Annotated in this window: 24 protein-coding genes and 2 pseudogenes; 20 read left to right on the top strand and 6 right to left on the bottom strand. The window is 40.6% G+C overall.

Features of this window, described 5'->3' with window-relative positions:
• Nucleotides 1-46: 46 nt before the first annotated feature.
• From ACTHMC_RS28980 to ACTHMC_RS28970, 3 genes are all read left to right on the top strand, one after another.
• On the top strand, nt 47-472 hold the full coding sequence (locus ACTHMC_RS28980) for a VOC family protein (RefSeq protein ID WP_440418569.1): 426 nt from the start codon (nt 47-49) through the stop codon (nt 470-472).
• Nucleotides 473-671: 199 nt separating this feature from the next.
• A complete protein-coding gene (locus ACTHMC_RS28975) occupies nt 672-2,045 on the top strand; it encodes a hypothetical protein (protein WP_440418568.1) in 1,374 nt (457 codons plus the stop codon).
• Between the two features lie 231 nt (nt 2,046-2,276).
• Entirely contained in the window at nt 2,277-3,629 is a 1,353-nt protein-coding gene (locus ACTHMC_RS28970; protein WP_440418567.1) for a hypothetical protein, read from the top strand.
• Between the two features lies 1 nt (nt 3,630).
• Here the strand turns inward: ACTHMC_RS28970 and ACTHMC_RS28965 are convergent, their stop codons facing one another.
• On the bottom strand, nt 3,631-4,017 hold the full coding sequence (locus tag ACTHMC_RS28965; RefSeq protein ID WP_440418566.1) for a LytR/AlgR family response regulator transcription factor: 387 nt from the start codon (nt 4,015-4,017) through the stop codon (nt 3,631-3,633).
• A gap of 219 nt (nt 4,018-4,236) precedes the next feature.
• Here ACTHMC_RS28965 and ACTHMC_RS28960 point away from each other — a divergent pair, with 219 nt between their 5' ends.
• The 10 genes from ACTHMC_RS28960 (at nt 4,237) to ACTHMC_RS28915 (ending at nt 16,653) form a co-directional block, all read left to right on the top strand.
• Nucleotides 4,237-4,812 (top strand): RNA polymerase sigma factor, encoded by a 576-nt coding sequence (locus tag ACTHMC_RS28960; protein WP_440418565.1) that lies wholly within the window; start codon nt 4,237-4,239, stop codon nt 4,810-4,812.
• A gap of 57 nt (nt 4,813-4,869) precedes the next feature.
• Nucleotides 4,870-5,214 carry a hypothetical protein gene (locus tag ACTHMC_RS28955; protein ID WP_440418564.1) on the top strand — a complete coding sequence of 115 codons (345 nt, stop codon included), beginning with the start codon at nt 4,870-4,872 and terminating at the stop codon, nt 5,212-5,214.
• A complete protein-coding gene (locus tag ACTHMC_RS28950; RefSeq protein ID WP_440418563.1) occupies nt 5,211-5,726 on the top strand; it encodes a hypothetical protein in 516 nt (171 codons plus the stop codon). The genes ACTHMC_RS28955 and ACTHMC_RS28950 overlap by 4 nt, the downstream gene beginning before the upstream one ends.
• Before the next feature lie 91 nt (nt 5,727-5,817).
• Nucleotides 5,818-6,636: an arylamine N-acetyltransferase family protein gene (locus tag ACTHMC_RS28945; protein ID WP_440418562.1), complete on the top strand. Its 819-nt coding sequence runs from the start codon at nt 5,818-5,820 to the stop codon at nt 6,634-6,636.
• Between the two features lie 493 nt (nt 6,637-7,129).
• On the top strand, nt 7,130-7,768 hold the full coding sequence (locus ACTHMC_RS28940) for an RNA polymerase sigma factor (protein ID WP_440418561.1): 639 nt from the start codon (nt 7,130-7,132) through the stop codon (nt 7,766-7,768).
• Between the two features lie 163 nt (nt 7,769-7,931).
• A complete protein-coding gene (locus ACTHMC_RS28935) occupies nt 7,932-9,131 on the top strand; it encodes a FecR family protein (protein ID WP_440418560.1) in 1,200 nt (399 codons plus the stop codon).
• Between the two features lie 714 nt (nt 9,132-9,845).
• Entirely contained in the window at nt 9,846-13,331 is a 3,486-nt protein-coding gene (locus ACTHMC_RS28930; RefSeq protein WP_440418559.1) for a SusC/RagA family TonB-linked outer membrane protein, read from the top strand.
• Between the two features lie 189 nt (nt 13,332-13,520).
• Entirely contained in the window at nt 13,521-13,805 is a 285-nt protein-coding gene (locus ACTHMC_RS28925; RefSeq protein WP_440418558.1) for a hypothetical protein, read from the top strand.
• A gap of 67 nt (nt 13,806-13,872) precedes the next feature.
• Entirely contained in the window at nt 13,873-15,255 is a 1,383-nt protein-coding gene (locus ACTHMC_RS28920; protein ID WP_440418557.1) for a RagB/SusD family nutrient uptake outer membrane protein, read from the top strand.
• Nucleotides 15,256-15,291: 36 nt separating this feature from the next.
• Entirely contained in the window at nt 15,292-16,653 is a 1,362-nt protein-coding gene (locus ACTHMC_RS28915) for a TlpA family protein disulfide reductase (protein ID WP_440418556.1), read from the top strand.
• A gap of 84 nt (nt 16,654-16,737) precedes the next feature.
• Here the strand turns inward: ACTHMC_RS28915 and ACTHMC_RS28910 are convergent, their stop codons facing one another.
• The 4 genes and pseudogenes from ACTHMC_RS28910 to ACTHMC_RS28895 form a co-directional block, all read right to left on the bottom strand.
• On the bottom strand, nt 16,738-17,127 hold the full coding sequence (locus ACTHMC_RS28910) for a hypothetical protein (RefSeq protein ID WP_440418555.1): 390 nt from the start codon (nt 17,125-17,127) through the stop codon (nt 16,738-16,740).
• A 390-nt stretch (nt 17,128-17,517) separates the two neighbouring features.
• Nucleotides 17,518-18,003: a MauE/DoxX family redox-associated membrane protein gene (locus ACTHMC_RS28905; protein WP_440418554.1), complete on the bottom strand. Its 486-nt coding sequence runs from the start codon at nt 18,001-18,003 to the stop codon at nt 17,518-17,520.
• Nucleotides 18,004-18,189: 186 nt separating this feature from the next.
• Nucleotides 18,190-18,570, bottom strand: a complete 381-nt coding sequence (locus tag ACTHMC_RS28900) for a hypothetical protein (protein WP_440418553.1) — start codon at nt 18,568-18,570, stop codon at nt 18,190-18,192.
• 385 nt (nt 18,571-18,955) lie between these two features.
• Nucleotides 18,956-19,081 (bottom strand): annotated as a pseudogene (locus ACTHMC_RS28895) (transposase); the annotation flags it as partial.
• A 78-nt stretch (nt 19,082-19,159) separates the two neighbouring features.
• Between ACTHMC_RS28895 and tnpA the strand changes: the two are divergent.
• The 7 genes and pseudogenes from tnpA to ACTHMC_RS28860 all read left to right on the top strand — a co-directional run bounded on the left by tnpA (nt 19,160) and on the right by ACTHMC_RS28860 (nt 23,529).
• A complete protein-coding gene (tnpA, locus tag ACTHMC_RS28890) occupies nt 19,160-19,510 on the top strand; it encodes an IS66 family insertion sequence element accessory protein TnpA (protein ID WP_440418552.1) in 351 nt (116 codons plus the stop codon).
• Nucleotides 19,431-19,694, top strand: a complete 264-nt coding sequence (gene tnpB, locus ACTHMC_RS28885; protein WP_440418610.1) for an IS66 family insertion sequence element accessory protein TnpB — start codon at nt 19,431-19,433, stop codon at nt 19,692-19,694. Before tnpA ends, tnpB begins: the two co-directional genes overlap by 80 nt.
• 45 nt (nt 19,695-19,739) lie before the next feature.
• Nucleotides 19,740-20,507, top strand: coding sequence for a transposase (locus ACTHMC_RS28880; protein ID WP_440418551.1), 768 nt, complete (start codon nt 19,740-19,742; stop codon nt 20,505-20,507).
• Between the two features lie 595 nt (nt 20,508-21,102).
• Nucleotides 21,103-22,161, top strand: a complete 1,059-nt coding sequence (locus ACTHMC_RS28875) for a reverse transcriptase domain-containing protein (protein ID WP_440418550.1) — start codon at nt 21,103-21,105, stop codon at nt 22,159-22,161.
• Nucleotides 22,158-22,745, top strand: a complete 588-nt coding sequence (locus ACTHMC_RS28870) for a group II intron maturase-specific domain-containing protein (protein WP_440418549.1) — start codon at nt 22,158-22,160, stop codon at nt 22,743-22,745. Before ACTHMC_RS28875 ends, ACTHMC_RS28870 begins: the two co-directional genes overlap by 4 nt.
• Nucleotides 22,746-22,876: 131 nt before the next feature.
• Nucleotides 22,877-23,149 (top strand): annotated as a pseudogene (locus ACTHMC_RS28865) (IS66 family transposase); the annotation flags it as partial.
• Between the two features lie 101 nt (nt 23,150-23,250).
• The gene (locus tag ACTHMC_RS28860) at nt 23,251-23,529 is read left to right on the top strand and encodes a transposase domain-containing protein (RefSeq protein ID WP_440418609.1); all 279 of its coding nucleotides are present in this window, start codon (nt 23,251-23,253) and stop codon (nt 23,527-23,529) included.
• 20 nt (nt 23,530-23,549) lie between these two features.
• On the opposite strand, the gene ACTHMC_RS28855 is transcribed toward ACTHMC_RS28860, so the two are convergent.
• A complete protein-coding gene (locus ACTHMC_RS28855; protein ID WP_440418548.1) occupies nt 23,550-23,789 on the bottom strand; it encodes a transposase in 240 nt (79 codons plus the stop codon).
• Nucleotides 23,790-23,932 lie beyond the last annotated feature (143 nt).

The raw sequence follows: 23,932 nt of genomic DNA, 5'->3' as shown, positions 1-23,932 counted from the left end.
ATTTGTTTCGTTATCTGATTGTGCATTCACTTTAAAACAACATACAATGGCAACTATTCATCCCTATCTCAATTTTCTGGGTAATACAGAAGAGGTTTTCAATTTCTACAAATCAGTATTTGGCGGCGAGTTCTTAAATGTGACCCGTTTCAGTGATATGCCCGGCATGGCGGATAACATGCCGGAGGGCGACAAAAACAAGATCATGCATATGGCGCTTCCCATCAATGATAAAGTAATGCTGATGGGTACGGATGCGCTGGAAAGCATGGGGCATACCGCCACGGTGGGCACGGCCATTTCCCTGGCCATCACGCCGGATTCAAAGGAGGATGGCGAGCGCCTGTTCAAGGCATTGTCGGCAGGGGGATCCGTGGAAGTGCCCTGGGATAAGGCACCCTGGGGAGCCTGGTTTGGCATGTTCAATGATAAATATGGCATCAAATGGATGGTCAACTTTGAAGACAAATAACGGTTATCTTTAACCGAATATAGGTAATACATCAGTGAGTGCCTGCCGGATTTCTTTGGCAGGCATTTTGCATTTTAGTAATTTCACTACAATCATTCCATTACGCACTGTAATCCTTCCTCCCCTCCCTTTACTGATCAGCCCCACCAGAAACCGTCAGGTTTTCAACTCAATTTAATTATCAATCTAATCAGTAACTATGCGAAGAATTTTAATCCTCGTAGCTGGAGCTATGTGCGTACTATCTCACCAAACCAAGGCGCAATGCACCTTTCCGGCAGGAACGCCCAACGGGGCTTGTACAGGAACCCCGGCAACGGATGGCGTTAACATCAATGCAGGGCAGACATATTCTTACACGGGTACGGCCACGACTTTCTCCGGGGTCAATCTTAATGGCGGGACTTTACAGGTCTGCGGAACGCTGACCATTTCAAACATCAATTTTAATGGTGGCGCAATTGTGGTTATGTCGGGTGGATCGCTCACGTTGAATACGGGCATCAATCTGAATACGGGGAGTTTGGTCACCAATCATGGCACCATTACAGTAAATGGTTCATTGAATGTGGGTGGAACGGATGGTGCTTTTATCAATTACGGGGTGGCAAATGTAAATGGACAGTTTTCGCTGGGGTCCACAACAGCAGACCTGGTGAATGGGGCGCCGACGGCGGTATTCAATGCGCCAGGGCAGACGGTGAACTTATCGGGTGAGATGAAGAACCTGGGTGTGATGAATGTGGGTACCATTACGGTGAATGGGGGCTCGGACGTATGCCTTGGGCCGGGAAGCCAGGTGAATACCGGAACGCTGAATAATAATGACCCGAATGGGATAGTGGTAAGGCCCACGGGCAGCATGGCATGCGTACGGTATACCGGCAATGCTTTGCTGAACAGTTTCCTGAGCAGTGATGCCACTTTACAGGTTTGCCAGGCAACGGGCTCCACGGTGAGCGGGGCAGGGGGATTCGGGGCCGCTACGGTTACTGCTAACTGCGGCAGCTGTGCGGTTGCGCTGCCGGTGGTGCTGGAGTATTTCCGGGCGCTGGTTGCCGGCAGCAGGATCAACGTGGAGTGGGAGAGCAGTTCGGAGGATAATGTGGATGGATATGTGCTGGAAGGGAGCGGGGATGGGAACAGTTTTTCGAAACTGGCCTATGTGGAAGCCAGGAATGAACCATCGAAGTACCTGTATGATATTCCTGCAGTGCCGGAGATCTATCTTCGTTTACGCATGGAGGATAGAGATGGCAGTTCTTCGTACTCAAAGATCATTTATGTAAAAACAGATGATGCAGGTGAAAATAACCTCCTGGTGTTGAATAATCCTGCTCAGGGTGATCAGGTATTCTTGCGTATCATAAGTACGGAAGAACAGCAGGGAAGATTGATATTTCGCAATGTTTCAGGGCAGGTGGTGAAGGATGTAGCAATGAAGTTACAGTCGGGACAGCAGGATGTTAATGTGGCTGTAACCGGCCTCCAGAGCGGGTTGTACACGGTTGTGTTTATTGGAAACCGGAACCGCATCGGACCGTTTCGCTTCATCAGAAAAATGCGATGGTAAAATTTAACCGTTATTGTTAAAAAAGTAAAAATGCCTTGCAAAAGCTTGCAGGGCATTTTTAAATGTCTAATTTTGTGTTACCAATTTACCAGTGACCAATTACCTCTGACTTCAATTATCCCATCGAAGAATTAACCTTCCACCTTCCATTTAATCGCTTGATTAGCCCGTTGTGATTCCGCAAGGAGATCACTTGATCGTACACCCTATTTCGTCAATTTATCCGTAGTTATGAGGACATTTTTACTCGTACCCGTACTCCTGTGCGTTACTTTCGCACATTCATTTGCTCAATGCTCTTTTCCCACCGGTATCGCAAATGGTAATTGCAACAGCCCTGCTGTTAAGAACAATGATAATATCAATTCCGGCCAGACTTTGTCTCACTCGGGAAACGCAAAAACTTTCAACCTTAATATCAATGGTGGCACGCTGCAGGTTTGTGGCACACTCACTATTCAGAACCTGAACTGGAACGGTGGTAATATCGTGATCATGGAAGGTGGTTCACTCACTTTCGAGAATGGCGTGAACATGAACCTCAGCAGTCAGACTATCACCAACCATGGTACAGTTACCTTCAAAGGAAGTGTGAACATGAATGGTAACATTATCAACTATGGTACTGTTAACATGAGCTCACAGCTGGCCATCAACAATTCCGCAGCCTACTTTGTGAATGCATCCAACAAAGCAGTGGTGAATGCAAACAATGCAGACTTCCAGGTGAATGGCAAGCTGGTGAACCTTGGCAGAATTTACAACCGCGATATGACCATCAACAGTGGTGGGGCAATCTGCCTGGGACCTAACAGCGAGATCTCTTCACGCGGTCTTACCAATAACGTAAGCAATGGTATGGCTGTTTCTCCTTCCAATGCAAGAGCCTGTTTCCGTTACACGGCCAATGCGTTGCTGAATAATCCGCTGACCACAGGCCCCGGCCTTGGTGTAGGCAAAGCACCCGGTGCTACTACAAGTGGGTCCTCCAACTTCGGTTCTGCGGACGTAGTAAGTAATAGCAGTACATGTGTTACCATCCTGCCCGTTGTGCTGGAGAATTTCACAGCGGCAGTATATGGCAAAGACATCAGGGTGATGTGGAAGAGCAGCATGGAAGAGAATGTGGAATCATACATCATCGAGCAAAGCAATGATGGCAGCAACTTCAAACAGGCTGCAGTGATCCCGGCCAGGAATATGCCTTCTACGTATCAGTATAATCTGCCTAAGCAGACCGTATATCTTCGCTTACGCATGCAGGATAGAGACGGTAAGTATGCTCATTCCAAAATCATTTATGTGAAATCGGAAGAGCTGGGAACTGACCAGATAAAATTATTGTGCAGCCCTTGTTATGGAGATCAACTGGCTGTAAGGATGATCGCCCGCGAAGCACAGCAGGGCAGGCTGATCATTACGAATTTTGCAGGACAGGTGCTGAACCAGGTAACAGTGAAGTTGGAAGCGGGGCAACAGGACATATTCATCCCTACTCAGGGACTGGCGTCCGGCCTCTATACTGTGAAGTTTGTAGGAAACCGCTACAGCATCGGGCCGGAACGCTGGATGAAGGGGAAGTAGTTTAATCTTCCTCTTCTTCCATCAGGACCATCGAATTTTCCTCATCCAGCAACATACTTTCAGTGTTCTTGCATCGCACCATGGTAACGGAGCGGTGCAAGGCACTTCTGTAACGGTCGCCGATGGGAATCATGCGTTCCTCCATATAGATCCTCTCTTTGTCGAAGCTCTGAATATTGGAGATCCCAACGATATAAGAGCGGTGAACACGGCAGAAGCCTTCGGCCGGTAATAATTTCTCGATCTGGCGCATACTCACCAGGCACATAAACACACGTGTTGGGGTAACGATCTGCACATAATTACTCCTTGCCTCGATGAAGAGGATGGAAGCAAAGTCAACGCGTACATAACGCCCCTGTTCTTTTACGAAAAAAAATGTTTGCATGGCAATAGGGTTGTGGAATTATATATAGACACACAACAAAGAATTTAGGACTACTCCTCCCACTATTTTTTTATTTTATTTGACAAATTGTGGCGAACGCCTCTATTTCATCTGCAAAACACCTTCCTTGTTGGATAAAATTTATTGTGTTACCGGTACGTTGTTGGGATACCAGAAGGTTTTCGTAAGTTGTAGCCCTAAATCTAAACGGCCGTTTGCTTGACAGAACAGGAACTGATACAACGTCTACGGAACGGCGATGAGCTGGCTTTTAAACAGGTGGTTGACGACTGCCAGGATATGGTGTTCAACACGGCCCTCAGCATGGTGCACGACGCTTCCGATGCGGAGGATGTGGCCCAGGAGGTGTTCATCCAGGTTTACCGTTCGATCGACCAGTTTAAGGGAGACAGCCGCTTGAGCACCTGGATCTACCGGATCACGGTGACCAAGAGCCTTGACCTTATCCGGAGCCGCAAGCGGAAAAAACGCTTTGCCTTTGTGACCAGCCTGTTCGGGCCCGACAATGAGGTGCTCCACGACCCCGTGAATTTTCACCATCCCGGGGTGGCGCTGGACCAGAAAGAGCAGGCCGCCATCCTTTTCAGGCTGATCGATCAGCTGCCCGAGAACCAGAAAACAGCATTTATTTTACTGAAAACCGAAGAACTGAGCTACCAGGAGATCGCTCAGGTGATGGAATTGAGCGTTTCAGCGGTGGAATCCCTGCTGTTCAGGGCCCGCCAGAACCTTCGCAAGCTGCTGGAGGGGCAGGGCGGTCAGAAAAGGAAATAGTCGCAGGTTTTGTATAATAATAACGTCAAACTACATAGTTTTGAAAAACACATCAGTATGTCACCTGAGATGAACCATAAAGAACAAGACGGGATCCTGGACAGCCTCCAGGGCATGAAGCGGGCCGCGGCGCCGGAGTTCTTTTATACCAGGCTCCGGGCCAGGATGGAACAGGAGGCAGAAACCGCCCCCCTGGGCTGGATCGGTAAGCTCCTTACCAGGCCGTCCCTCTCCCTGGGACTGGCGGTGATTGTGTTATTGCTCAACTTCACCACCATTATGAAGATGGTGCAGCAGCCCAGCCTCTCCTCAGCGCCTGAAACTTCCGCTCCCTTTGTAGTGGCCGATTACTCTTCCATTGACACCTACCCGGTGTATGACGAAACCCCGAATGAACCATGAACAAGAACCCGAATCAGAAAAGGCTCACCTGGCTAGTGGTCATTCTTCTTGTAACCAACATCCTCACCCTCTCTTTTTACTGGCTGCGCGATAAACCGTCAACGCCTCCGCCTCCTACCGCTGCAGACCGCGAAAAGCGCATGGGGCAGTTCATGGTGAACGAGCTCAGTCTTACCCCCGACCAGGAAACAATCTACTGGAAATTGCGCGATACCCTGGTAGCGGAGCAAAAGCCGGTGCTGGACTCCATCCGCAGTACCAAAAAACGTTTCTTCGACCTGCTCAAAGTACCGCATGGCGCGCAGAACGACAGCCTGCTGGACCTCCGCGGCAATGAAATATCCACTTATCAGCGTCAGCTCGACCTGATCACTATCCACCACTTTGAGAAAGTGCGCGCGCTCTGCACGCAGGACCAGCTGGTGAAATTCGATACCGTGATTGCGGAGATCGTGAACCGCATGACCTGGGGCAAGAAGCCGGCTAAAGATTCCACTTCCGTTAAGAAATAATTTTCTGTTCTTCCATATTCCGGAACAAGCTGTTTGATCTTGTTCAGTTCTGCTATTTGGTTGGTTAAACAACCTTGTAGTAAAATCTTGCATGCGGGATTTTTCTACGTATTACAATACAAAAAGCTATTATATTACTGGCATGATGGACGTAAATGCGTATCTCGCAAGGATCGGATATGACGGCGGTATTGAGCCGACACTGGGCAACCTGAAAGCGCTGATGCGTGCTCAGTTGCTGTCTGTTCCGTTTGAGAACCTGGATATCTATCGTAATATTCCCATTTATATGGACCCGACAGCGCAGTTCGAGAAGATCGTGCGGCGTAAAAGGGGTGGGTTCTGTTATGAACTGAACAGTTTGTTCTACCAGTTGCTGGACAAACTGGGCTATGAGACGGAGATGGCTTCGGCCCGGTCTTACAATTATGAGCGGAACACCTTCGGTCCGGAATACGATCATATGGTGGTGATGGTATTGGTCAACCGCCTGCTCTACCTGGTGGATGTAGGCTGGGGAGAATGTGCGTTCGGTCCGCTGGAGCTGGACTTTGATGTGAACCTGGAAGATGAGAACGGCCAGTACCGGATGAAACTGGGAGAGCTGGATGATATCATTCTGTGCAAGGTGCAGAATTACACGGCCAAACCTTTATACATATTTACGCAGACGCCACGAAAATTAAAAGAGTTCGAGCAGATGTGCAAGTATCACCAAACACATCCCAATAGCAGGTTCAAGCAGGGGCGTATGGCGATGATGCCAACGATCAATGGGAAGAAAAGCTTAGTAGGGAATACGTTCATGATCACGTATGGGAAGGGGGAGATAGAGGTGGAGATAGAAACGGAGGAGGAAGTGAGCCAGTTGTTGAAGAAGGAGTTCGGGATTGATTTGAGGTATTCATAGTTGAATATGTTCAATGAGTGGATAGAGGAAGAAAGATTTGTGCATTTGCTGTGCTGAATAATATTTTTTCTGTATATAATAATATTGTAATTTACATCAATCATTAAACTATGCTAAGCATAGGTGTTCATTTCCATTAGCACTTCAACTCCTATGCGGAGTTCTTCCCGCCAGGTTCTTAACTGGCATTATACTTTATCTTCAATGAAAGTTCATTTGATCTGTCTGTGATGCAGATGAATGAAGCAAAATCATGATTTGTTTCACTTGGCACTATTTTTATATGAATTAAAGAATAGTAGACAAGCCATTTTATATGCAACTGTTTTTGTAGCTGAATATTGATGCAAGGGATTGATTTATGTTGTACTTTTCGTTCCGGGTAATATATACCAGTATCCTTTCAACAATATCAAACCTTAAATTAAACCTGATCCTTGCCGGTAAATACCGCCGATGAAAAACCGAATTGGCAAAAATTAAAGGCTCGCTCATGCGGTTGGATTGCAACGATCAAAATTCTGAACTGTTAGCTGCCCTTTGCACGGGCGATAAAAAAGCGTTCGAGGTGGTATTTAATCATTTCCACAACGATCTTGTTTTTTATGCTTATACCGTAATAGATGGAAAAGGCAACAATGATGATGTTGCCAGAAAAGACGCGGAGGATATCGTAATGGATGTCTTCCTGAAGTTATTTGAGACTTTGCAACGTGGCAAGGTGATGTTCCAGACTTTTGAGAACCTGCGTGCTTACCTGCGGGTAGCTACCAGGAACCGTTGTTTCGATTACTGGAAGTCCGAGAACACGCAAACAAAGATGAAGGTTCAGTTAAAGGAAACTGTTGACCAGCCTGAATTTGACCTGGCATTGCTGGATGCGGCGGTCTTTAATAAGATCTTCGATGAAATAGGAAATTTACCTCCCCAGGCGCGCAAAATATTCTATGCGCGTGTATTCAAGGATAAAGATAACAATGAGCTGGCCGGGCTGATGGACCTCTCGGTAAAGACCATACGAAACCAGTTCAATAATGCAGTTATCAAGCTGAGGACCTCTCCGCTGAAAAGTTCCTTAAATAAGGATATTATTTCCATCCTCTTTTTCATATTCCTTTCCTTCAGTTTATAATTTATTCCCTCATTTTTTATCTCCCTGGTATTGCTAACGAACGTTAATAAAATAGTCAATTATTTTTCTATTATTTTTTGGGCATTTTTTTATTAACGCCGGTTATATACTAAAGCAGTATTTTTTTTAACGTGCCGGGAGATAGAATAGTAAACAATCACTAATGAGTTTTGAAGCTATTGTAGATAGGATTGCTGAGCTTGTTCAGAAGATCCGGAAGCAAGAGATCACTCCTGAGGAAACTATGGAGTTGGAGCAGTACGAAAAAAAGTATGCCGGCTTGAAAGAGCATATAGAAAAGAAATTGCTGGATCCTGATTATTTAGAAAAAGGAATATCAGTAAAAGAAGCAATCAACACTGCTGAAGAATATAAAAGATTCCTGAGTCTCTCGGGACAGGAAGAAAAGAAAAGCGGCGTGTTTGTGATGTTGAAGAGAATGGCAGCTGCGGCTGTGTTGGTAACCTTACTCGTATGTGCTTATCTCTTCTTCTTTAACACGAAGCATGAGAAACTGGCAAAGAAAGATAATAGTTCGCAGATAGCTGACACTATACTTTATCCACCAACAGGTAATAAGGCACTGCTCATCCTGGCAAGCGGTGAGCAATTGATCCTCGATACTGCCAAAAACGGAGTTGTAGCCATGCAGGGAAGCAGTGCCATTACCAAAACAGCAGATGAGCTGGTGTACAAAGGGAGTGGTGCGAATGAAGAAGTGATGATCAATGAGATTTCGATACCCAATGGCAGTAATTATAAACTGGTGCTGGCTGATGGAACGAAGATCTGGTTGAACAGCGCCACGCGGCTGAAATTCCCGAACAGGTTCACCGGGAAGGAGCGCAAGATAGAGTTGAGTGGGGAAGCCTTTATCGATGTGGTGAAGAACCAGGAACAGCCATTTATCGTATCTGCCAATGGAGTAGATATAAAAGTACTCGGAACAAGTTTCAATGTAAATACCTATAGCGACAATCCTTCCATTAACACAACAACCCTTGTAGAAGGCGCTGTACAGGTTTCAAAGAACGGGCAGGCCACCCTTCTGAAACCGGGCCAGCAAGCCAACGTATCAGAGGAAGGTAAGATCACAACAGTGAGTAACGCAGATACCTATGCGGTTACCAGCTGGGTGAGAAACAAGTTTTACTTTGAAAATATGCCCCTTAGCCAGGCAATCCAGATTCTTGCGCGCTGGTATGATTTCAAGGTGGTGTATGAAACGGATCTGAAAGGCAAGCGAGTAACAGCTATGATGACGCGAAGCAATACTGCCAACAGTGTGTTCCAGGCCATCGAAGAAAGCTGTGATGTGGACATCGAGGTATCGGGCAAAGAAGTGATCATTAAGAAGAAATAATTTGCGTGATCATTAACACCTATTGTAACGAATTGAACGAATAGTTATTCCCAATTTAATCCAGGATGTGTCTACATCCTGGTCCTTTAAAAAGTTATTTTCCATTAATTCTATTGAAAACCAGGTTCAACTGGAAGAAGAGGGAGAGATTGCATACTTCCTCTTTCCTTAAAACAACAATTATTTCGATATATATCATTTGGTTAAGATCTTTTTAGTGTAGACATGTGAAGTATCCTTGAAAGCTTTGAGCGAAGGCACGGTAGCAAAGCGAATACAATTCGCACACCTCCTCACATCATCTCCTGCATTAATAAATGCATTCTTACCAGCAACCATTTCATCTTATTCTATCCGATTGCGCTTGCCTCTCTTGCGTAATGCAATCATATTGTTGACACCCAGCAGCAAAGATCGATTGAATTGGTTCGCTTATCTGCGAGTCTATATATTTCAAGACATTTCGGCCCGAAACAACCATCCTGAAGAACCAGTGAAAGGTACCGGTTGTCTATTCGGTCTGTCCGAGCTCCCAACTTACTGCAGGAGACACGGCAGGCTGAATAGGCAGCAGGTAGCCCCTTACTAATTAACCTAAACCTGACCGTAGTGGACTTTCTACAAAAAACTGCAAAACCAAAACTAAAAACAACTTTATTCGGCATAGCTCCGCGCGGGCGGGTTTGTCGGTCAACTTTCCAAATTAAGAAGGCTATGAAAAAAACAACTTTACTCTTGCTCTTCATTTGGGTGCTACTGAATCAAACCGCCGCGAATGCCTATAGCCAGGGAATCACGCTTTCTTTTAAATCAGCCCCGTTGTCTACGGTGTTCAAAGAAATTGAGAAACAAACAAATTATGATTTTATATACCCTTCTTCCGATTTGCATTCAAAACACATTTCTATATCGGTTGTAAATGCCAAAATTAAAGAAGTCCTAGATAAATGTTTGGCCGGACTTCCATTTACATATTACATAAATGACAACCGTATTGTCGTTTCAAAGAAACAATCAATTGCTCTTGATAGTGATAGTAATTTGCCAGATTCATTGATTAATATTCAAGGGAAAATTTTAAATGAAAAGAATGAAGCTGTATCTGGTGCAACCATCGTTGTTAAAGGAAGTGACCAAGTAACGGCAAGCATTATTGATGGTAGCTTTGTGTTAAATAAAGTGAAGTCAAATGCAACTCTATTAGTTAGTTCTGTTGGCTATATACCAAAAATTGTTCGAGTAGCTGGAAGTTCAAAAATCTCTATTCTTCTCATTATTGAGGCTCAGCAAATGAAAGAGGTTATAGTTAATACCGGTTTAGAAACACTTCCTAAAGAGCGTGCAACCGGGTCATTTGTTAAGATTGATAATGAACTTTTTAATAGAAAGGTAGGAAGTGATATCATAAGTCGATTGGATGGTATTACACCTGGGTTACTCTTCGATAAGAGGAATCCCAATATGACTAAGTTAATGATCAGGGGATTATACACTCTTTCCACTAAACCAGAAGTTTCACAACCACTTATTGTAATTGATAATTTACCTTATGAAGGTTCTTTGTATGATATTAATCCAAATGATGTTCAAGATATAACAATTCTACGCGATGCTGCTGCGGCAAGTATATGGGGAGCAAGAGCGGGAAATGGAGTTATTGTTATAACAACAAAAAAAGGAAAATTTAACCAAAAAAGTAATGTTTCAATCAACACAAATATTACTTTCTCTAACGAACCAGATTTGTTTAGCTTGCCTTTTATACCTACTTCAGACTTTGTTGATCTTGAAATTTTTTTATTTGATAAAGGGTTTTACAACGCTGAAATCAATAATAATAGGAGGCCAGCTCTTACACCAGCGGTTGAAATATTATTGAGGAAGCGGAACAATACTATTTCTCAAGCAATAGCGGATGCAAAACTTGATTCATTAAGGAAAATCGATAATAGAAATAATTTTACGCGTTCATTATATAGAAATCAGCTAAATCAGCAATATTCTGTGAATGTTAGCGGTGGAAGCAAGAATATGACATATTATTTTTCAACAGGCTATGATAAGAATATTTCAAATTTAAGAGGAAATGATGTAAATCGAATTACAATAAGAACAGGTAGCTCATTTCAACCTACAAAAAGTTTATTGCTGCAGTTAACTTTAGGTTATACTAAATCAAATTCGAATTACAATAATCCAGGCATTTATAGAAACAGTATATATAACATTAACAATAGGTCATTGCCTTCATATGTTCAATTATCTGATGAAACTGGAAATCACCTTCCCATAAGTACGAGATACAGAAACGGGTATATTGATACAGCTGGTAAAGGTCAACTTATGGATTGGAAATTTCGCCCGCTAGATGAACTTGAAAACAATGATAAAACTGATAATACGCACACTATTATAGGGAATTTTAATTTTCGATATTCATTGACTAAGTACTTAACCGCTGAAGCGACATATCAATTTTTAAGAACAAATAATTCCAATAGAAATTTTCAAAGTATCGAATCATTTTACACTCGCGATTTAATCAATAGATTTACTAACTTAAGTGTAAATGATCCTTTGAAAAGGAATCCAATTCCAATAGGGGGCATTCTTGATCTTAATAATTCAATTTTAGAAGCGTCTGATTTTAGATATCAGTTGAATTTTAACTATAATATCAATGATAGACACCAAATTACCTCAATTGCAGGAGGGGAAACTCGGCAATCAAAAAACACTTCAAATGCCCAGAGATATTATGGTGTTACTGATTATCTAAGTTCTTCAAATGTGGACTACGTAACATATTATCCAGTTCTTCCTAGAGGGACAAGTCAAATACCAGTTTCTCCAAATCGGCCTTTTACTCAAACAAACAATCGTTTTGTTTCATGGTTTGCTAACGCTTCTTATACCTTGGACGGTAAGTATACAATTTCTGCAAGCGCCAGGAAGGATGCATCAAACATATTTGGATTAAAAACTAATGAAAAAGGGAGGCCCTTCTGGTCAGCTGGAGCAAGTTGGAAAATTTCTGATGAGAAGTTTTGGAAAGTCGATGCAGTGCCTAATCTGAAATTTAGAGTAACTTATGGATATAGTGGTAACATAGATCCTTCAGTTACTGCTCTAACCATTGTTACATATGAACCTGCATATACCAACCCTCTTACAAACTTACCAAGTGCTTCACTTCAAACTCCACCTAATCCCAATTTGAAATGGGAAAGGGTCGGGACATTAAATATGGGTCTTGATTTTTCGTTAAAAGGCAACAAAGTTAATGGTAGTATTGAATATTATTTAAAAAAATCAACTGATGTCATTTACCAAACTAGTCTCGATCCAACAACAGGTGTTGTAAGTATGCCTGCAAACTCGGCAGATATGAAAGGTAATGGGCTTGATTTATCAATAAATTCTACAAATGTATCGAGCCGTCTATTTCAATGGCAATCTTCATTTTCTTTTAGCTTCGTCAATTATAAAGTAACAAAATATTTACTTGAGCTGCCAACAAACGTCATTATAACCGATGGTACATTAACTGCAATCGAAGGATACAATCCATATGTTTTAATTACTAGAAAATGGGGTGGATTGGATCCAGAGAATGGTAATCCAATGGGAGTGGTGGGAGGTAAACTTGTCAAAGATTATGACAGTGTCTTAAGATACACTACGACAACAGACCTAGATTATCATGGCCCCAATCTGCCTAAATTTTTCGGGAACTTACTTAACACTTTTCATTTTAAAGGCTTCACGATTTCTGCCAATCTAACTTACCGCTTAGGTTATTATTTTATGCGGCCAGCGCTTAATTACTCTTCTCTTTTTAGTCGATATGAAGTTCATAATGAGTATGTAAAGCGTTGGCAAAAACCAGGTGATGAACTTAAAACCAATGTTCCGTCTCTCGTTTATCCAGCAAACTTTTCACGTGATGCAATATATAATCAGTCAAGTGTCGTTGTTAACATGGGGGATCATGTTAGGCTAGAAGATATACGAATAGGATATGTTTTTAATAAGAGCGTATACTCGAAACTTCCATTTCAAAGTTTACAAATTTATTCTTATATGAGTAATCTTAACGCATTGTTATGGAAGGCTAATTCGGAAGGTACAGACCCAGAATTTCCCAACGGCTTCAAGCCTCCTAAGGCTTTTTCGTTCGGAATTTCTGCTACATTTTAAATGTGCAAGTGTTTGGTAAAGATTTCAATTACTTAATGGAGGAATTGAGAAGATTATTGAAAGTGCCAATTAAATTATTGTCTTCTAAACGAATTTTGTTACCGGGCCTGAAAAGTGAGTCTCTTAGTAATAAAATGAGAATCTTTAATGTTGCCTATAGAAAATTATAAAATGTAATGCAGTATAGCCATGATCAAATTTAAAGCAAACAAATCTTATATATGCGATCCTTACTGTATTATCAGTAAAGAAACGCTAAAACAGTTTAATGAAATAAGAGTTAAAGTCGATGGTGAAACCGAGGAGGTTATTATAAAAACCAAAGAAAGAAATCAGAATGACAGTACGCATAATACAAAAAGTGGTCAATTAGAAAGTTTAAATAGTTTATCACAAGTTCATGATCTTAAAATAGATTTAAATTTTTATTACTGGAATCTTCTAAAGAAATTATGCGAAGGATCGGTTGTTTAAATGCATTTTGATTTCATCATTGAATAAAGAAGGGAAAATTTATCCACTTAATTATAAACACTGCAAAATGAAATACGAAGGAAATAACAACTGGCGATCTGTGTGGGTGTGGGCAGTATTAGCGATTACTCTTTTAGGATCTTGTAAAAAATATTTGGACCAAAAGCCTGATGAAACACTATCAACTTTGGAGAAAATTGCTGATATGCAATCTTTTCTTGATGATAATAGAGTGATGAACCAATTTTGCCCCAAAATTCCAGGCATAGCAAGTGATGATTACTATATAACTACGACAGATTTTAATGGTTTATCGTTTGATTTAGAAAGGAAAGTTTATTTATGGGAAAAGGCTGATTTGGGTGTTGAAGTTACTGAGTGGCCATATAAACCTATTCTTTATTGTAACACCGTTTTAGATGAAATAGAGAATATTAAGTTTACTTCTGAGGAACAATCACAATTTAATAATGTAAAGGGTAGTGCTCATTTTTTTCGTGCTTTTTATTTTGCATCGATTGCTGAAATATTTTCACAACCCTTTAATAAAAGTTCTTCTGCTAAAGATTTAGGAATCCCTCTAAGGTTATCATCGGATTTTAGTGGAACAACCTCTCGTTCAAGTGTAAAAGAAACATTTGAACAAATTATACAGGATTTACATGTAGCAAGTAATTTACTTCCACTTAAATCAAGAGTATTTACCCGGCCAAGTAAAGCTAGTTCCTATGCGTTGCTTGCTCGAACATATCTGGTAATGGGAGAATATGATAGTTCACTTTTTTATGCTGATAAGACGTTGCTTCTTCATGATAGCTTAATCTCCTACAATTCTCTTGATGCAAATTCGGACAATCCCTTACCCATTTTTAATAAAGAGGTTATCTTTTATGCCAAGTCCCCTCAGACTGAAATTCTAAGTAGTACTTATGCAAAAGTTGACTCTACCTTAATTTTGTTATATGATGAAAAGGATTTAAGAAAAAAAGTTTTATTTCAAACAAACTGGGATGGGACAATGGCTTTTAAAGGTGATTATAGTGGCGGAGGCTTATTTGGGGGAGGAAATTTATTCACTGGTATTGCAGCGGACGAAATTTTTCTTATCAAAGCTGAGTGTCATGCTAGAAAAGGCCAACTTGCCGAATCTCTAGCTGCCTTGAATAGTTTATTGGAAACCAGGTGGCTGCCAAACCAATTTATTCCAGTTGCTACTACAGACGAAGAAGAATTGTTGACAATAGTATTAAATGAAAGAAGGAAGGAGTTGTTGTTTAGGGGTACAAGATGGAGTGATTTAAGAAGATTGAGAGGAGATCCACAGAGGGCTATTTCTCCTAAAAGGTTAATTAATGACCAAGAAATTGTTTTGCATCCCAATAGTACAAAATATGCATTCCAGATTCCATACTATGTAATTGCAAAAACAGGAATAACGCAGAACCCTTAATTGTGCTACCATAATATCTATTCTAAAAAATACATAATGAGCAACTTTCAAATAATTTATTTTCAGAGAGCATTATTAATGTTCTTAAGAATTAAAAAAAGTAGTAAGCGAAAATTACTGTTTTTATTATTGCTCAGTAGCAAAATTGCCCAATCCCAATATGCAAATTTAAATCCTGGTGATGTAATTGACAATTTTAGGCTTGGTGATGTTATCAATGTAAACGGAGAAAAAATAAGTGAACCTTTAGAAAATAGTGAACTTATTATCTTAAGCTTTTGGTCAAAAACATGCAGTGCTTGTATAACAAACATGTCAAGCTTGGACTCCCTTCAAAATCAATATAAAGGTAGAGTTAGAATAATCCCTGTTGTACCCGTTAAATCTTTGACCAATAAAACCAAGGATGATATTCGGGCTTTTTGGAATACTAATCCTCATTTACGCAATGTTAAATTACCGACTGCTATCGATACGTTATGGTACAAACGGTTAGGCATTTCAGGTGTTCCAACAGAAGTTTGGATCAGTAATAAGAGCAAGATACTTGCCATTACAAGTTCTGAGTATGTGAATAAGAAAGAAATTGATAAAATATTGGAAGGAAACTTGCCTAATTGGCAAGATAAAAGAAAAATATTTCTTGATACCGAAGAAGCTATTTTTACTATTAATCCCGCGCAGCCTAAAGCATCTGCTCTTGGTTCAGGGTATTCTACAATGACAAGGTATTTAGCGAATGTGCAGACTGCTTTAGGTATTGATAGTAGCGGAAACTCTTTAAGGTTTTATGCAGTGAATTGCTCGATTCCTGAGATTTATAATAGCATTCTATCGGAGCTTTCGGGTATGATTTCGCCATCTAAATTTGTGCCTATCAATTTTCAAATTTTTGCGCCTGATTCTACACTATATTATAAGCCCGAAGATGAATATGAAAACGAATGGAGAAGCAAACATTCTTATACATTTGAATATTCTAAGCCTAAAGAAATTGAGAAGCTTGAATTTTACTTTGATGTTCTTAATGAGCTTAATAAGCAATTCAATTTAACAGGTAGTCTGAATAAAAAAAATGTGATTGGGTTTACTTTGCAACTTTTGTCTGAAAATGAAAAGAGAGCAAATGAAGTAAGAGAAAATGTAGAAAGTAAAAAAATAAACTCTAGTAATATTAAAATAACTGAAAGCAGTAGCTTTATTACAATGTTTAATAATATTTTTGGGAATACACCAATAATTTTTGATGAGACCAATGATAAAATGATTCTTCAATTGCCTTTGTATTTAGTAGAAAAGAAAAATCTTGAGGAGATTAAACAAGTTTTATATCAAAACAACTATAGGTTAAAAGTTGCAAGTAAAGAACTGCTATTTTACTCCGTAGTTGGAAAGTAAGTCAAAGATTGTTTACAAAAGCAGGATTTTAACCAAAAGGAATTGGAGGGCCATTATCGGGCTCTCCAATTCTTATTCACCACATTAAAGTGAAGGCTTTTCAATAATGCTTGTTGTGTTCACAGCATTGTTAAAATATGTAGCCAGTCCATTGTAAATTGCTAACCCATTTGTGGTTTGATCAATAATTGGCAATCCAGATCCATCTGGAACTGCACATATTGCACAAAGGTAAACAGTGCTTTCGCAATTTGCTATTTGATCAAGCTCAGTAGCATCCAATTCAACATAATTAGAAGGAGTACGGAGATGCGCTAAAGTAACGCTAGGAGTTGATGCTTGACTAATAAATGGTGTACCAACATATTTAAACCATTTTTTGGGTGCCTCACAGTTAGGCAAAGTTACAGTTGTAAAGGCAACACTTGTAATTGCACATACAATAGCCAGAAGGCCGAACAAATGCTTTTTCATAAAATTTAAAGTTTAATGATAAGATTTTGCTTACTCTTTTGGGTTAAGGTTTTCAGCATCCCCTTTGTTCATTTGTTTGGGAATGAACACCCATTTCTATCGATATTGCGCAGACCGAATTAGAAAATTTGATATTTCTTAGTTTACAAAATATAAATTGGAGACCTACAATTGTTTAATTATAGATGTGAATCTTACAGCCCTCTTAATGACAAAAGACTTAACAGGGATTTGATATATTGAATTAGCCACATAGTCTTGTGATATTTATTTGCAAATACTTTATAATTTCGTCCGAAAATAATACTGTTCTATCTTAAAATCCGTTCGATAGTTTTCGTTATCTAATTGTACCTAATCCTAAGAATTAATGGCTACTTAATCTCTAACTTAACTAATTGATGATTTTGATAGAGCTCTTTTGAAGGTAGATTTTCTATTTAGAAGAATTCCAGTTGCTGCCAAAAATGTAAAACAGATATTGAAAAGAAGGTGTTGAGGCCAACTTAAATATTTTAAGACACCTCCACAACTACAAGGTTTATTGGGAATAAAGACTATCATATATGCAACGTATAGAGTAAACATTATCATAAAAACTGTTGCACTATATAAACCAAACTTTCTTGCCTTTGGTATAAATAACATCACTGAGATAATAATTTCAGAAATCGGGATTCCATAAGATAAAAGGGATGCAAAGTTTTTTAAAAGCGGAGATGCGTTAAGGGCAGCTGTAAAATTAAAATGATCTCGAAGTTTCATGATTCCTGTGTACATAAAAAGTATGATAAGCAGTCCTGAAATAATTTCTATTACTAAAGCCCTGGCATATATTTTTGAGTGTTGCTTAGACATAACAATTTGGGCTGACATATTGCTGTTTTTAATATAAAAGAATAATTCAAGAATTGATAGACTTCTTTTTGTGTAAGGTTCCAGAAATTTGTGAGATCGGTATAGATTTTATAGTGGATATTGAACTCTCATCTTAATTCTGAAAGTTTACAATTATTTGAAGTGCCACTTTAGAACATGAGATTTTAAATTCAGCTACTATGTTCAATCTGAACATTCTGTCTTTTCGATTATTCCGGCGAAATTGGTGCTTGGACTTGAATAATAGCTAGCCAAGTCTGTATAAATCTGATCAATTATTCTTATAAATGGTCTATTTGTGTTACTGTTCTCTATTGCATGAATAGCACATAAATAATTTAGATCATCGCATAGCAAGACATCTGGAATCGTGGCTTTAACATAGTTTATTGGGTTTCTAATATCTGTTAAACTTGCTGTTCCAGGAAAACAAGGGCCAACATATTTAAACCATGTTCCTTCAAAATACTTCTTTTTATGTTTTGAAAGAGACTTTGTATGCGAAAATGATGATAAAGAAATTGCAATTATGATTGCCACAGTTTGTATTGTGAAACGCTTCATTCTGATAATATTTAAGCATTTTTATCAATCAGCATCAATTATTTATAGATAGGCATTTAGATAATAAAAAAAAGAAGTAAATTCTTAAATGTTTTATTTTCCTTTAAACGTTTTTATTCCTAAGTACCGAATACTTTTTGTTGTTGTGCGTACAATTATTTCTGTACTTTGATAGGGATTAAAAATAGTTTCTGAAAATTTTCGATGAGAGATTTTTCATTTTTCAATTATCATTGTAAAGCTCGTTTAATATTTAGTTATTGCTTTTCGAAATCGGGATAAAAAACATACTTAATTGTGCAATTAATAATAATGATGGACAACACAAATTTGGATAGCTAATTGAGGGAATACAATCCAGATCGTTTGCGTGAAGCTATTGAGGTTATCGGTAGCGGTGATTAGGATATCCCTCCATGCCCCGAGCGTTCATATCAATCAATACAGTCATCCAATAGGCAGCAGACTCATTCTGGCCCAGCCACATACCCAGTACTTCTTTAAAGCCATACTTAAGTAAGTCGTAAGCAAACGGCCAAGTACGTCTTTTCCAATACGCATACGCTGATTACTTTCGAAAGCAAAAGCCATGGAAAGAAATCGCTCTTCTGATCCCCGCCTTTTTCGCAGCAAAACAACCATCCTCGATTTGCTAAAAGCTCATGAGGAAAGTGGCCTGAGCATACAAGCGTTCTGTGTTGAGCAAAATATTGCAACCGGCAATTTTCGCCGCTGGAAGAAGCGGTATAGCCAGGAGGATATCGCAGGTCAATCGGTTGTTGCAGGCTTCAGTAATCTGCAAATTGAACAGCCGACTGCAACCGCCTTGTTTGCAGAAGTGAAAGGCATCAAGCAACGAACTGGGCCGTCAGGTAACGCAAGGGGATGCGTTTATCTTCATCAATCGCACCCGCACCCGTCTGAAGCTGCTGGTCTATGAACACGGCGGCTTCACGATCTTCTACCGCCGATTGGAGCAGGGCGCTTTTGAAGTGCCGGCCTTTGACCTGGATGCCAAAAGCCAGGTCCTCACCAGCGATCAACTTCACTTCATCTTGCAGGACATTTCTTTGCAAACAGTCCGCTATCGCAAAAGATATCAACAAAAGTCTGTTAGCCGTTGAAAAGAAAATTATTGGCATGGCTGATTATTGGGCATCTTAATCGTGATGTCCACTGCAACAGATTATAAAACACTCTACGAACAAAGCCAGGTACGCATCATTGCCCTGGAACAACAACTGTTGCAGTTGCAGAAAATGATCTTCGGCTCCAGGCAGGAACGTTTTGTTCCCGCTGATCCTTCGCATCCGCAATTAGCCTTTGACCTGAACGCTGCTCCTGTAGCGGCTTCTACAGTGGTCAATACCCAACAGATCACCTACAAACGTCAAACAGTGGTGATCACCCCGGAACCACTGATCCACCCTGGTCGTATGAAGTTGCCGGAAAGTCTGCGTCGGGAAGTGTTCCTAATCGAGCCTGCAGAGGATACCAGTGGTTGTAAAAAGATCCAGGAAGAGGTCACGGAGGTGTTGGAGTATGAACCCGGAGAACTGTATGTAAAGCAATATCGTCGCCCCAAATATGCAAAGCCCGGTGGCGAAGGTGTGGTGATCGGTCAGTTGTCTTCCCGTCCTTTACCGAAAGCGATGGCTGGTGAAGGACTGCTGGCACAGATCGTCATCGACAAGTATGTCGACCACTTGCCGCTGTGTCGCCAGATGCAACGCTTTGAAAGAACCGGGCTGATGCTTCCCTATTCTACCATTACAGATTGGGTAAGTGGTACCTGTCAACTGATAACGCCGTTGGTTGAAGCGCTGAAGACAGTTGTCCTACAAAGCGGTTACCTTCACGCCGATGAGCCCCCGATCAAAGTGATGGACAAAGACAAAAAAGGTGAGCCCCATCGCAGGTTTTACTGGGTCGTGTGACTCGTTCGTTCTTGGAACCGTTTTTTTTAATAAAAACGGGAAAGACGGTAACTCTTTTTAAAAGAGTTATAACTCAATTTTCGAACAGGTGCGTTACTTGTAACAACTCCTGTCATTCCGGTGATTGAATAGAATGCAATATCCTGTATTTGCAGGCATGACTTCCCTGCAGGTAGAAACGAGGATATAAAGCGGGTAATGTTCAAGTTCGGAAGAACAAACTCCTGCAAGCGGGTAGCTATGGATAACTAAAGTGAATGTGTATCTGAACTGTCGTCAAGAATGGAGATCTTATACGAACTAAGTGGATCAAGTTGAACTAAAGGATAATGGTTGATCCAGCCATTATCAATCACTCTTAATGGTTCCGGCGGTAAGCACAATCCTAAGGCTACGTAAAACGGAAATTGGGAACGAGGTAACTTTTATCATGCTCTTCCAAGAAGCAGGTTAGTCAACCGTATGCTGATAAAAGAAGGATCGGGCAAAAAGCCAAAGCCTTTGGGAAAGCCAAGGGATATGCAGACTTGCCCGCGGTTAATTAGAAGATAAGGACACCAGTAGAAGTAAACATGTTAGGAACACGGATCAACCGATGTATGAATGGAACCCAATCCCATGGAAGCAAATCCAAAAGAATGTGTTTAAGCTTCAAAAGCGTATTTATCAAGCCTCTTTGCAAAACGATACCGTTAAGGTAAGAAGACTGCAAAAGCTAATGGTGTCGTCATGGCAAGCAAAAGCAATTGCAGTTAGAAAGGTAACCCAAGACAATCGTGGTAAAAGAACAGCTGGAATTGATGGTGTAAAAAATCTCACTGTAGAACGCAGGATGATAATGGTTAATGATTTCCGGGTAAATGAAGAAGCAAAAGCAGTACGCCGAATCTGGATACCTAAATCCGGGAAACAGGAAAAGCGACCGCTTGGTATCCCTAGCCTCCGGGATAGAGCGAGACAAGCCCTTGTAAAGCTTGAACCTGAATGGGAAGCACGTTTTGAAGGAAACAGCTATGGCTTCAGATCCGGAAGATCAGCACATGATGCAGTCGAAGCAATATTTACAGGTGTTGGAAGAATGCCCAAATTTGTTTTCAATGCAGACATTAAAGCATGTTTTGATAAAATCGACCACGCAGCCTTACTTAACAAGATCAAAACTGATTGCCGCATCAAACGGGCAATCAAAGACTGGTTAAGGGCAGGAGTATTAGATGGCGATACGCTCTTTCCAAGTAAAGAGGGAGCGCCACAAGGCTCAATTATATCCCCACTCTTAGCTAAAATCGCTCTACATGGTATGGAAACTGCTATCACAAATTCCTTCGTGGATAGAAAGACAATGCCAAATGGTAAGAAGATGAAATGGAAGCCGATTGTGGTAAGATATGCTGACGACTTTCTAATATTCCATCCAGATTTGGTGGCGCTACAGCAAGCGGAATCTATTGCCCGCGACTGGCTTAGTGAAATTGGTCAGGAGATCAACGATGCAAAAACCAGTATTAAACACTCCTTTAATAAACATGAAGGATACAAACCAGGTTTTGACTTCTTAGGCTTTACCGTAAGGCAGCATAAAACGATCAAGAATGCAAACGGCATTAAGACTATTATCTCCCCAAGCCGGAATCCATCGATAAGCACAAATTGACATTAAAAGAAGTTACTCGATCAAGAAAACACTGCGATCAGGAAACGTTGATCAAAGAACTGAATCCCAAAATCAGTGGCTGGTCAAATTACTTTAGCAGTGTTTGCTCAAAGGAAACGTATTCAAAAATGGATCAACTCATGTTTTGGAAACTATACCGTTGGGCAATAAAGAAACATCCAAAAACGTCAAGAAGAAGAGTGGTTGCTAAATACTGGAAGAACTGGAAGTTCTGTACAAAGGGAGGTTACCGGCTTAACTGGCATACAGACAAAAAGATAATAAGGCACATAAAAGTGAAAGGCAACCGATCTCCCTTCGATGGTGATATTACCTATTGGAGTACGAGACAGGGAAAAAGCCCATCACTTCCCCGTAGCAAATCGAGAGCGTTAAAAAGGCAAAACGGAAAATCTGACCACTGTATGCATATGTTCATGCCAAATGATATTATAGAAATATACCATCCTGTATCTCTTCAAAAGAGGGGAACTGAAACAAGCGAAAATGTAAAGGCTGTTCACAACTATTGCCACGATGAAATATACCGACGCAAAGAGGTGCTTATGAAAGAAGCTAATTAACTGAGGAGCCGGGTAAAGGGAAACTTTTATGCCCGGTTCTGAAGTGGAAGTGGGATGAGCGATTATCCCACTTACCATAACTACCAGGACAGTTTAAGTAAACTGGTCTTGTTTGATTACCGGGAAGGCCGTGGCAGGGGCCGAAAGAAATGCTCAATAACTTTAAGGGCTACCTTCAGACCGATGGGTATGCAGCGTATGAAGATTTTGCTGTGGCAGAAGGCATCACCCTGTTACATTGCATGGCCTATGCCCGCCGTAAGTTCCATGAAGCACTGGACAATGATGAACAGCGCGCCAATTATGCGTTGGAAGAGATCAAGAAACTCTATATCATTGAACGGATCTGCAAAGAGAATCAGCTGAACTTTGCAGAGCTTAAAGAAATGCGCCAGCAAAAATAAGTTCCGGCCCTGCGGGACCTAGGCTTATGGCTACAGCAAAAATATCTGCAGGTATCACCGAAAAGTGAGATTGGCAAAGCCATCGCCTATAGCCTGCAACGCTGGAACGGCTATCGATATACGTAATGGATAGCAGGTTAAACATAGACAATAACGCGGTGGAGAACAGTATCCGACCAGTGGCACTCGATAGAAGGAATTATTTGTTTGCCGGAAGCCATGAAGCTGCCGAACGTAGCGGCATGCTCTATTCTTTACTCGGTACTTGTAAAATGCATGGCATTGAACCTTACACCTGGCTCAAAGAAGTGCTGCATAAAATCGCTGACCATCCGGTCAATAAAGTTCATGAACTTCTCCCGCACTTATACGGAAAATAATCTTCCAGACAAAGGTGTACTTAGCCGTAGGCATACGTATGTAAAGGGACTTTACTTTTATACATCATAGTTCCAGACTTTAAATTCGTTCTGGGATCACATTGAGAACACTGAAATTTCTCTACTTTGTCTAACCACCAGTGTTTGGTTTGTTGATTACAATTCTTACAAAGAATACCTTTCTGGAGACGTAAATCTTTTAAATATATAACACAAGCTTCTTCGCTTGGAAACTGTTTGTTGATTTCTAAAATGTTCACAATTAGCTATTTCTGCTGACGTAGCTAATTTATGAAGAATATATCAATTAAGCTATATGTGTAGGCGGCTTTCCTACATGCGCGGAGTCATTTAAACTTTTTACTGACACACTTTTTCAATACTCTCTTATTGAATGAAATTT

Origin of the sequence: Pseudobacter sp. (genome assembly GCF_051955275.1) — a bacterium.
GTDB lineage: Bacteria > Bacteroidota > Bacteroidia > Chitinophagales > Chitinophagaceae > Pseudobacter.
The sequence above is the reverse complement of the archived record's forward strand: the minus strand, read 5'-3'. Positions and strand labels throughout refer to the sequence as shown.

Bases quoted from the DNA above. Each gene is read 5' to 3' on its own strand.
- ACTHMC_RS28965 (WP_440418566.1), bottom strand. From the start codon at position 4,017: ATGCAAACATTTTTTTTCGTAAAAGAACAGGGGCGTTATGTACGCGTT.
- ACTHMC_RS28955 (WP_440418564.1), top strand. From the start codon at position 4,870: ATGTCACCTGAGATGAACCATAAAGAACAAGACGGGATCCTGGACAGC.
- tnpA (WP_440418552.1), top strand. From the start codon at position 19,160: ATGGAAAGAAATCGCTCTTCTGATCCCCGCCTTTTTCGCAGCAAAACA.
- ACTHMC_RS28940 (WP_440418561.1), top strand. From the start codon at position 7,130: ATGCGGTTGGATTGCAACGATCAAAATTCTGAACTGTTAGCTGCCCTT.
- ACTHMC_RS28950 (WP_440418563.1), top strand. From the start codon at position 5,211: ATGAACAAGAACCCGAATCAGAAAAGGCTCACCTGGCTAGTGGTCATT.
- ACTHMC_RS28925 (WP_440418558.1), top strand. From the start codon at position 13,521: ATGATCAAATTTAAAGCAAACAAATCTTATATATGCGATCCTTACTGT.
- ACTHMC_RS28975 (WP_440418568.1), top strand. From the start codon at position 672: ATGCGAAGAATTTTAATCCTCGTAGCTGGAGCTATGTGCGTACTATCT.
- ACTHMC_RS28945 (WP_440418562.1), top strand. From the start codon at position 5,818: ATGCGGGATTTTTCTACGTATTACAATACAAAAAGCTATTATATTACT.
- ACTHMC_RS28880 (WP_440418551.1), top strand. From the start codon at position 19,740: ATGTCCACTGCAACAGATTATAAAACACTCTACGAACAAAGCCAGGTA.
- ACTHMC_RS28875 (WP_440418550.1), top strand. From the start codon at position 21,103: ATGTATGAATGGAACCCAATCCCATGGAAGCAAATCCAAAAGAATGTG.
- ACTHMC_RS28980 (WP_440418569.1), top strand. From the start codon at position 47: ATGGCAACTATTCATCCCTATCTCAATTTTCTGGGTAATACAGAAGAG.
- ACTHMC_RS28900 (WP_440418553.1), bottom strand. From the start codon at position 18,570: ATGAAGCGTTTCACAATACAAACTGTGGCAATCATAATTGCAATTTCT.
- ACTHMC_RS28905 (WP_440418554.1), bottom strand. From the start codon at position 18,003: ATGTCAGCCCAAATTGTTATGTCTAAGCAACACTCAAAAATATATGCC.
- ACTHMC_RS28920 (WP_440418557.1), top strand. From the start codon at position 13,873: ATGAAATACGAAGGAAATAACAACTGGCGATCTGTGTGGGTGTGGGCA.
- ACTHMC_RS28970 (WP_440418567.1), top strand. From the start codon at position 2,277: ATGAGGACATTTTTACTCGTACCCGTACTCCTGTGCGTTACTTTCGCA.
- ACTHMC_RS28910 (WP_440418555.1), bottom strand. From the start codon at position 17,127: ATGAAAAAGCATTTGTTCGGCCTTCTGGCTATTGTATGTGCAATTACA.
- ACTHMC_RS28935 (WP_440418560.1), top strand. From the start codon at position 7,932: ATGAGTTTTGAAGCTATTGTAGATAGGATTGCTGAGCTTGTTCAGAAG.
- ACTHMC_RS28915 (WP_440418556.1), top strand. From the start codon at position 15,292: ATGAGCAACTTTCAAATAATTTATTTTCAGAGAGCATTATTAATGTTC.
- ACTHMC_RS28930 (WP_440418559.1), top strand. From the start codon at position 9,846: ATGAAAAAAACAACTTTACTCTTGCTCTTCATTTGGGTGCTACTGAAT.